Genomic DNA, 9692 nt, shown 5'->3' with positions numbered 1-9692 from the left:
CGGAGGGAATTGGTGCGTTACGGCGCTGATGAAATTGCTTGAGTTGGATTCCCGTTTTCCAAAGCGCCTAACGCACCCTACAATGTTTCTGTATGCCTAAATTATAAACCCAAAGCCTAATAAGAAGCAAGTCCAAAAGTGAACGGAAACGGCGATGAATTTGCAATTGCTAACCTGTTGGGGTTGATGATGATATTCTCGGACATGGCGACATAATTGAATGGCTGGGAAAACTCCGGCAAAACTTAACAAAGTCCAAATTGGGAAAAATCCGCCGAGGACTCCAATTAGGGTTAATCCGAAAATACTACCACAAAACCAGGGTAAAATTTGCGCGCCGCGTTGGGTCCCTAAGCGGACAATAGGCGATCGCTTTCCGGCGGCGATATCATCTTCTACTTGGTGAAAATGGGAACAAAATAATATTAAGCTGGTGGCTATTCCGACTATAAGGGAGACGGCTAAATTCAGCAGTGACCAGGTTTGGGTTTGACTATAATAAACGGCGGACATTCCTACCGGTCCGAAGGCAAAAAAGCAGAGAAATTCCCCCAAGCCTTGATAACCGAGACGGAAAGGCGGCCCCTGGTAAAGATACCCTAAAAAACAGGAGAGGATAATTAACCCCAAAACGGTTAAATCTTGCTGCCACCAACAGATTAACATAATTTGGGCGATCGCCACTAACAGGCACAGATTACCAATGGTTAAAATTAGGGCTTTATTCCCGGTTAAATTCACGAGAGAATGATGTTTATTTTTATCGATGCCAGTCTCGGAATCAAAGACATCATTAAGTAGGTTTTCCCAAGCTAAGATTAAAATAGCGGCGGTTAGGAAAGCCATAAACACGCCCCAATTTATTAAACCAGTCTCCGACTTGGCGAGGGCAGTTCCGACCCAAATAGGCATAATAGCGACGCTGTACATGGGTGGCTTAATGGCAGCTAACCAAAGTTTTGAATTGGAATCAGCAATCAGTTTTGTAGTCATCATTTATTAAGTGAAGATGGTCGGCAAAAATCTAGTTTAAACCAGGGAGGGAATGGGGGAGGATCGGATATTTTCTACAATTAGTTTAAAGTTATCCGACGGCACAATGGTAATCCCTCGGCGCACGGGACGCACGGGACCCAAATCGGCGAGGGAAAATTGACAACGGCTGAGGACGATCGCCAAGATGATTTTAATCTCAAATAGAGATAATGCCATGCCGATACAACTGCGAGAACCTCCACCAAAGGGGAAATATTCATAGGGGGAAAATCGACGTTCCAAAAATCTCTCTGGTCGAAATTTTTTGGGTTCTGGGTAGGTTTGCGATCGCATCTGTGCTAGGTGAATACACGGCACTAAGATAGTACCAGGTTCAAAGCGATCGCCGCGAATAGTCACAGACTCACGCACCACACGAGGCTGAGAAATTAAAGCAATAGGGTGCAGACGCAAAGCCTCCCGACAAACTGCTGTTAAATAGGGAAGTTGCACCGCCTGCGTCGGGTCGCTATCACTTCCGAGGGTCTGCAATTCGGCGACAAGTTGATCTCTAATGTGGGGGAATTGATGAATTAAATAAAACACCCAAGCGGTGGCTGAGGCAGTGGTATCATAACCTAGCAACAATAGGGTGATAATCTGATCACGCAATTCGCGATCGCTCATACCCTCGCCGTTTTCGTCCCTGGCGGAAATTAGCAAAGATAGGACATCTTCCCCTGTGGCTTCCCGGCGGCGATCGGCTATGACAGTATAAATCAGATCATCAATTTGTTGTCGCTGTCGGAGAAATTTGCCCCAGGGACTCGCCGCACCCAGATCTTGCTGTAAAGCCGGCCAAAAAAACTGTAGGGAGTTGAGGGGGGAATTCACCCATTCTAAATAGGTTTCTAGGGTCTGTTGCAGTTGGTCATACAAATAACCGGGACCCAACCCCAAAACTACCTGCAAAATGGTTTGTAGGGACATTCTGGCGGTATACTGGCGGATAGAGATACAATCGCCAACAGACCAGTTTTCAGTCACGGAGTGGGCAATATTGGCGATCGCCTCACCATAGCGGGGTAGTTGCTTCCCGTGTAGGGGTGGCATTAACAACTGTCTCAAACGTTGGTGTTCCGACCCGTCTTTAGCAATTAAAGACTGTGGCCCGGTCAGGGGTTCAAATACATGGGTAATGCGTCCTAATTCTAGTTGATCAGCCGGACACAGACCCTCAGAACCTGCAAAAATTGCCTCGATCGCCTCTGGATGACTAAAAAAAACCACCGGCGGCGAGTTGTTACCCAAAACCCGCAGAGTAAAGCGATCGCCATATTTATCGGCACAGTTTTCTAGGTATTTGGGAGGATCAATAACAAGCTGCAAAATTTGCAGGGGGGACATTAATCTAGGGCCATCAGGCAGTTTCATGAGTATAGTCGAATGCAGCCAATTCAGTGGTGGGTCAATCCATAATACCACCGCCTTATCCCCCTCTGACCCTCTCCTAGGGCCGGATTTGTTAAGGTTTATTACCACAGACCACCCAGTGGCGATCGCTAATATTGCCTTTTCTACAGCCTAGTGGCATAATTCCCGAACTGATTTTTCCCAATTGTCGGCTAGGTCAAGCCTCCCAAGTCTTGAACCAATATCAGTCAGTGTTGTATATTGCTCTCATAACTGACCTTCTGGGCGCAAAGGCTGTTTTCTTGGTAACATCCCTATATTGATCTGTTATTCTATTCTATGCTGGCTGTACCTCCTCCCCAATTGCTTTGGCAAGACCGCCGGGAACTGCATCGCTTTCTGTGTGAGTGCCAGCAAAATTGCCTTGTCAATTCTGACCCTCAAATTATTAGTATTGTTCGGGAAATTGATGCGGTTGACCCTCTCCGGTTTCTGGAAGCATTCTTAACGGAAGATAAGCCACATTTTTATTTTGAAAAAGCTCAGTCAAAACAGGCGATCGTCGGCGGGGATGCTGCGGTAAAATTAACTATTAACAACGGGGAAAGATTCGCCAAATCTCAAGAGTTTATCGATGCTTGGTTTCGCCGAACGATTATCGCTGGATCGGAGTCTAATTTAGCCGCGCCCGCTTTTTGTTGTAGTTTCACCTTTTTTCAGGACAATTATCAATCCAATTCCGAACATTATTATTTGAGGAATTACCCGGATGTAGATAACTATCATTCCCGCCCGGTGTTCCCCGCCGCCACGGTATTTTTGCCAGCTATTCTACTGTATCAAAAAGGCGATCGCTATACTTTGTTAATCAATGTTTTGGTTGACAAAAAATCGGACATTGAGGCTGTAACTGCCTCTATATGGGGGAAAATCGACAAGGTTAATGGTCTGCAAAGTGGCAGAATACAGTCGGAAATCACCAATAAATTACACCCGCAAACTATTTGGATCAATCCACAAGTGGGGGAATTTCATCATTCTGTATCGGAGAATTTGCGGTTAATTTCTACTGGAAAACTCAGTAAAGTTGTGCTATCCCAAGCCTTTGATATTTGCTCAGATACACCTTTTCGGCTCATCAATTCCCTGGCAAATTTGCGATCGCTTTATCCCGACTGCTACATTTTTTCCACGGGAAACAGCCAAGGTAAAAACTTTATCGGTGCTAGTCCAGAGCGTCTAATTACAGTCAATCAAGGTAATTGTAGCACCGATGCGCTGGCAGGTTCTGCCCCCCGTGGGGAAACCCAAGCAGAAGATACAGAAATCGCCCACCGCCTCCTCTCCAGTGACAAAAACCTACGGGAACATCAAGCCGTAGTCGATTTTATCATCGAACGTCTATTGCATCTAGGCTTGACCCCAGAGCGATCGCCAAAACCCAGACTAATGCAGTTATCCAATATTCAACACCTGTGGACCCCCATAACCTCCCCCATATCCGCCGATATCCACCTCTTAGATATATTGGCGAAACTACACCCGACCCCCGCCGCCGCCGGGACTCCCTGCGAAGTAGCGATCGCTCAAATTAGGCAATACGAAACCTTTGACCGCTCCTTATATGCGGCTCCTTTGGGTTGGGTAGACTATCATGGTAATGGGGAATTTATCGTAGGTATTCGTTCCGCTTTGATAGATAGCGATCGAGCTAGACTGTTCGCTGGGGCGGGAATAGTCGCTGGCTCCGAACCTGAGCAAGAATTAGCCGAAATTCAACTTAAACTACAAGCTCTGCTCAGGGGTTTAGTATAACACAAAAATCGCTGGATTAACTGCTCATTATGGAAATTCGAGATCTGGGTGAACAGGGGTTATTAGCAATGGTTAAAAGGTTTTGTCCCCTAGAAGTAGTGGGAGATGATGCCGCTGTCCTCAGTCCCCTTGCTGATCAGTCCCTGGTGGTGACAACTGATATGTTAGTCGAAGGCTGTCATTTTAGCGATCGCACTACCCCCGCCATAGCAGTAGGATGGAGATCAGTATCGGCTAATTTGTCAGATCTGGCAGCCATGGGAGCCTCTCCCCTAGGAATTACCGTAGCTTTGGGGTTGAGAGGGGAAACACCTATTAACTGGGTTGAACAGTTATATGAGGGGATGGCTGAATGTTTAGACCAATTCCAAACCCCAATTATCGGCGGCGATATTTGTCGCTCCCCTATCAATACCATCTCAATTACTGCTATTGGTACAGTTGCGCCCCAACGAATTATTAAGCGATCGACAGCACAACCAGAATGGGCGATCATGGTCAGCGGCGCTCATGGTCACTCCCGAGCCGGACTAGAATTGCTGCTAAATGAGAATTTAGGTGCATCCCTATCAGAAACCGAAAAGCGATCGCTTCAACACCATCATCAGTATCCGCAACCGCGACTAGATATATTACCCAGCCTACAAAAGCTATGGGATAGCGATCCTCACCTAATTATTGCTGGTATGGACAGCAGCGATGGTTTAGCTGATGCGATCGTGCAGATCAGCCAAGCCAGTGGAGTGGGAGCTAGAATCGAAGCCCAAAAACTGCCCCATTCCAACTCCCTTTTCCAACTAGCCCCAGCAGAGACCGTCCTTGATTGGGTACTCTATGGCGGCGAGGATTTTGAGTTAGTTTTATGTCTACCATGCGATCGCGCCCAACAACTGATCAAACACATCCCAGGAAGTGCCATCATTGGTGTTACCACAACAGAGACCGAAACCATCCTACTTACAGGTACTCACTCTAACTCAGAAATTATCCTGACCCAAAAACAGGGATTTCAGCACTTTTGATCTGAACCAAAATCCCCCTGAGTCCCCTTACCAGTGTTTAGCCACAATCTCAGCCAAGTCTACAACCCGTTGGCTGTATCCCCACTCGTTGTCATACCAGGCCACAACTTTAACCAAGTCGCCACCCATAACCATTGTCAAACTAGCATCAACAATAGAAGAAGCATTATTTCCGCGATAGTCACTAGAAACCAGAGGCAGATCGCTATAAGCCAGAATTCCCTTCATGGGTCCTTCTGCCGCTTCTTGGAGAGCCTTATTCACTTCTTCGGTGAAAGTGGTTTTCTCCACCTGAGCCACAAAGTCCACCACAGAAACGTTAGGGGTGGGAACCCGCATAGCAATCCCATTCAGCTTACCTTTCAGTTCAGGAATCACCAAAGCCACAGCCTGAGCCGCACCAGTAGAGGTAGGAACAATATTCAGAGCAGCAGCCCGCGCCCGTCGGACATCCCGGTGACTAGCATCTAACAAACGCTGGTCGCCAGTGTAACTGTGGGTAGTGGTCATCGTTCCTTTGATGATCCCGAAATTATCTTGCAACACCTTGACCACAGGGGCTAAACAGTTAGTAGTACAACTGGCATTACTGACAATAACATGGGCATTGGGATCATAGTTATGGTCATTGACACCAACTACATAGGTTCCAATATTACTACCTTTCCCAGGGGCAGTAATCAGAACCCTTTTCGCACCAGCAGATAAATGCTTTGATGCTCCCTCTTCGGTAACAAATACCCCTGTCGCTTCAATGATCAGATCGATACCCCATTCACTCCAAGGGAGGTTAAGAGGATTACGGTCAGAAACGCACTTAATCGTCTTACCATTGACAATCAGGGAGTTCTCATCAGCCTTGATATCGGCATCATGCAAAGTCCCCAACATTGAGTCATACTTCAGCAAATGAGCATTGATCCTGGGGTCGGAAGTGTCATTGATAGCCGTAACTTCCAGATTAGTATTTTCCCCTCTGGTCAGCCAACAACGCAGAAAGTTACGTCCGATCCTGCCAAAACCGTTGATTGCGACTTTCATCACCTTGTTTCTCCTAACGATAGTATTGCCCAACTAAGGCCTGCGCCTTCTATAACGTGAGTTTATCTTGACCCCAATCATACCCTAAAGGCTGACCTCTTCTGAAGTTTAGGTATCGAAACTTTTGGTTTGATGTCCCTGGTCAGTTAACAGCAAATCGTCCATTCCCCTAGATCCCCGCTGGTACAGACAAAATTGCTGATCTGGGTGTGCTATTGTGCCTTCCCTCATAGTTAGGGGGGATTCTGCTTCCGGGTGCGATCGGCTATGATTAGGGGCGCATACTTAGGATAATAAGCCTCAGTAATCACATCTAAGGAGGACATGATGACCCCAAATGCCCTAGGGTGAAGCTATGGCAGGTGTTGAGTCTTATATGGCATCCGCCCCGGTTGGCCTTGATCTAAACCTAATTTTCCGCAGGTAGCATCCGGTTATTTCCGATTTTGGGGAGTATGTAGTATACAAATACCATACAGCCTTCTGCCTCCATCGGAGCGATCGCCTTTTAATCTTGTAATTGCCATACTTTGCTATGGTTGAGTTTCCAACAAGCGGCAATTATTGATATGATAATCGCCTGTTGGATGTGTGGTGTGGTGTGGTGTGTTGAGGAATAGTTAATGCCTAATACTGTCGATTTTAATGGCAGGCCATTTCATTTCATTGGCATTGGTGGCATAGGAATGTCAGCCCTTGCCTATATTTTAGCCCAGCGAAATTTGCCTGTCTTTGGCTCAGACCTGCAAAATAGCCATATCACAGAACGATTGGAAGCCATGGGGGCTCATATTTTTGGGAGTCAAGATGCCAGCAACTTTGACATTTTTAAAACCCCCAAGCATAATTGGGAGTCAATGGCTTCTGGGCTATCAGGCAAAATCTCGTCAGAGAAAGCCACTTTACCCAGAGAATCATCTTCGATCGCTCAGTTAGAACAGCAACTGCCACAAGTTATTTGTTCAACAGCTATCCATCCCGAAAATCCCGAATATCAAGTCGCCCGAGAGTTAGGATGTCCGATTTTTCATAGATCAGACCTACTAGCCGCTTTGATGGCTGAGTACCAAAGTATTGCCGTAGCCGGGACTCATGGTAAAACTACAACCAGCAGCTTGATTGCTTTTCTATTGCTCAAAGCTGGTTTGGACCCGACAATTCTGGTGGGTGGCGAGGTGAACGCTTGGGAAGGAAATGCCCGCGTGGGACATAGCCCTTATTTAGTAGCCGAAGCTGATGAGTCTGATGGTTCCCTAGTCAAACTAGCATCCCATATAGGGGTTGTGACTAATATTGAACTTGATCATCCTGACCACTACAAAACTCTTGATCAATTGATCTCGACCTTTAGGATTTTTGCCAATCAATGTGAGACTATTGTGGGGTGCATTGACTGCACAATGGTTCGAGATTACCTTAAACCTACCATTAGCTACAGCATTAACTCCCAGTTTAATGCCGACTATACTGTTGATGCTGTTCAATATCTAGCTGACGGCATCATGGCTCAGGTTTATGAGCGAGGTGAGGCGATCGGTCTGCTAAAGTTACAATTGCTGGGAGCCCATAATCTCAGTAATGCTTTGGCAACCGTGGCTGTGGGTCGGTTACTCAATTTGGAATTTTCTGTGATTGCTCAGGCGATCGCACAATTTCCTGGGACTAAACGACGCTTTGAATATCGGGGGAATTATGGGGGTATTCAATTTGTTGATGATTATGCCCACCACCCTAGCGAAATTCGAGTGACACTTGCTGCTGCTAGGGGGCGGCTTCAAAATTCCAGTGGTCTTAGCTCCACCTTATCGGAAGCAGCCATCACGCCTGTTCATCCCGGTTCGGAAATTAAACGAGTGGTCGCCATTTTTCAGCCCCACCGGTACAGTCGCACCGAAACCCTTATGGAGGATTTCGCACTGTGCTTTGGTGATGCAGACTTAGTTATGCTCACCGAGATCTATAGCGCCGGAGAAGCCAATCCGGGCAGGATTAGTGGTCAACAATTAGCCACGCGCGTTGCTGAACATCATCCCCATGTCGATTACCAGTCCTCCCTAGAGGCGGTGAAAACTCGCTTGTGTCAACTGCTCAAACCAGGAGATTTGGTCCTGTTTTTGGGTGCTGGCAACCTCAACCGAGTAATTCCAGAGGTGATGGCATTCTTTCAATCCGATGACAATTCTGGCATCAATCCCACTGTTACTGCGTAACTGGATATTAACTCATGTAATGTGCTGATTAAATTACAGGCATTTCTCATTAAAGAAGTATTTGATTATGGTCATGACTGTTTCCTCTGGCTCCCTAGGTCAAGTGAACGGAAAACCGGAACGCTCCATCACCCTCCTGGGTAATGACTGTTTGATCCGGTCTAAAGTTTCCCTAGCTTCTCTAACCTCGTTTCGGGTGGGAGGCCCCGCCGACTGGTATACTGCACCGCAAAGATTAGATCAGTTACTAGCCTGTTTGGAATGGGCTAATGCTGAAGAACTACCGATTACTTTATTGGGGGGCGGTTCTAATCTTTTGGTGAGCGATCGAGGTTTGCGCGGTTTGGTGATTGGTACTCGTTATCTGCGACATACTCACTTTGACCAGGAAACTGGACAGCTTACGGTCGGTTCGGGTGCTTCTTTGCCCCGTTTGGCTTGGAAAGCTGCTCGTATGGGTTGGCGTGGCTTAGAATGGGCGGTGGGAATTCCGGGAACTGTCGGAGGAGCAATAGTTATGAATGCTGGCGCTCATATTTCTTGTACAGCAGATATTTTAGTTAATACCCATATCCTGGAACGTTCGGGAACTCTCCAGGTTTTACCCCCGGAAAAATTGGGCTACCGCTATCGTACTTCTAATCTACAGGGAAGCGATCGCCTAGTTACTCAGGCTACATTCCAGTTACAGCCCGGTTATGACCCAGAACAGGTTATGGCTGAGACTACAGAACATTTCCAACAGCGAAGGCTATCTCAACCCTACCATTTACCTAGTTGTGGCAGTGTTTTTCGTAACCCTGGACCCCATAAGGCCGGCTGGTTGATTGAACAAACGGGATTAAAGGGTTATAAAATTGGTGGCGCTCAAGTGGCTGAACGCCATGCTAACTTTATCTTGAATTGCGGCTCGGCTACCGCTAGTGATATCTTTCAACTGATACACCATGTTCAAGAGCGAGTTCAGCATCAGTGGTCCTGTTTGTTAGAGCCAGAGGTGAGAATCCTCGGAGAGCATGATTTAATCTCAAATTAGGTTAACATTTTAGGGCAATACGGTATAATAAGCGAGAAGAGTTGAGGATAAACCTATTGCCAGATATGTCAAACCCAAGGAAGCGGCCCAAATCCTTGGAGTCCATGAAAGAACACTCCGCAGATGGGACGACAATGGCTCAATCGAGACCATCAGAACCCCCGCTGGGCAACGACGATA

The 9692-nt window shown here is 46.9% G+C and carries 9 protein-coding genes; 6 read left to right on the top strand and 3 right to left on the bottom strand.

Features of this window, described 5'->3' with window-relative positions; all coding sequences use genetic code 11:
* Positions 1–96: 96 nt before the first annotated feature.
* The gene (gene menA / locus P5683_RS19885) at positions 97–993 is read right to left on the bottom strand and encodes a 2-carboxy-1,4-naphthoquinone phytyltransferase (protein ID WP_035759563.1); all 897 of its coding nucleotides are present in this window, start codon (positions 991–993) and stop codon (positions 97–99) included.
* 36 nt (positions 994–1029) lie between these two features.
* Positions 1030–2409 (bottom strand): cytochrome P450, encoded by a 1380-nt coding sequence (locus tag P5683_RS19880; protein ID WP_006625486.1) that lies wholly within the window; start codon positions 2407–2409, stop codon positions 1030–1032.
* Between P5683_RS19880 and P5683_RS19875 the strand changes: the two genes are divergently transcribed.
* The 3 genes from P5683_RS19875 to thiL all read left to right on the top strand — a co-directional run bounded on the left by P5683_RS19875 (position 2408) and on the right by thiL (position 5225).
* Positions 2408–2563 carry a hypothetical protein gene (locus tag P5683_RS19875; protein WP_006625487.1) on the top strand — a complete coding sequence of 52 codons (156 nt, stop codon included), beginning with the start codon at positions 2408–2410 and terminating at the stop codon, positions 2561–2563. The genes P5683_RS19880 and P5683_RS19875 overlap by 2 nt on opposite strands.
* Positions 2564–2727: 164 nt before the next feature.
* Positions 2728–4203: an isochorismate synthase MenF gene (locus P5683_RS19870; RefSeq protein ID WP_006669574.1), complete on the top strand. Its 1476-nt coding sequence runs from the start codon at positions 2728–2730 to the stop codon at positions 4201–4203.
* 29 nt (positions 4204–4232) lie between these two features.
* Positions 4233–5225 carry a thiamine-phosphate kinase gene (gene thiL, locus P5683_RS19865; RefSeq protein ID WP_315639869.1) on the top strand — a complete coding sequence of 331 codons (993 nt, stop codon included), beginning with the start codon at positions 4233–4235 and terminating at the stop codon, positions 5223–5225.
* Positions 5226–5252: 27 nt separating this feature from the next.
* Here thiL and P5683_RS19860 read toward each other — a convergent pair whose 3' ends face one another.
* Positions 5253–6266: a type I glyceraldehyde-3-phosphate dehydrogenase gene (locus P5683_RS19860; protein ID WP_008050956.1), complete on the bottom strand. Its 1014-nt coding sequence runs from the start codon at positions 6264–6266 to the stop codon at positions 5253–5255.
* A gap of 623 nt (positions 6267–6889) precedes the next feature.
* Between P5683_RS19860 and murC the strand changes: the two genes are divergently transcribed.
* The 3 genes from murC to P5683_RS19845 form a co-directional block, all read left to right on the top strand.
* Entirely contained in the window at positions 6890–8476 is a 1587-nt protein-coding gene (murC, locus tag P5683_RS19855; RefSeq protein WP_006625492.1) for a UDP-N-acetylmuramate--L-alanine ligase, read from the top strand.
* Between the two features lie 67 nt (positions 8477–8543).
* Positions 8544–9512, top strand: coding sequence for a UDP-N-acetylmuramate dehydrogenase (gene murB, locus P5683_RS19850; protein ID WP_006625493.1), 969 nt, complete (start codon positions 8544–8546; stop codon positions 9510–9512).
* 55 nt (positions 9513–9567) lie between these two features.
* Positions 9568–9692: MerR family DNA-binding transcriptional regulator (locus P5683_RS19845; protein ID WP_315645533.1), on the top strand; the 125-nt coding region annotated here is incomplete at its 3' end.

The organism is Limnospira sp. PMC 1279.21, assembly GCF_032349615.1.
Classification (GTDB): Bacteria; Cyanobacteriota; Cyanobacteriia; order Cyanobacteriales; family Microcoleaceae; genus Limnospira; species Limnospira fusiformis.
The sequence above is the reverse complement of the archived record's forward strand: the minus strand, read 5'-3'. Positions and strand labels throughout refer to the sequence as shown.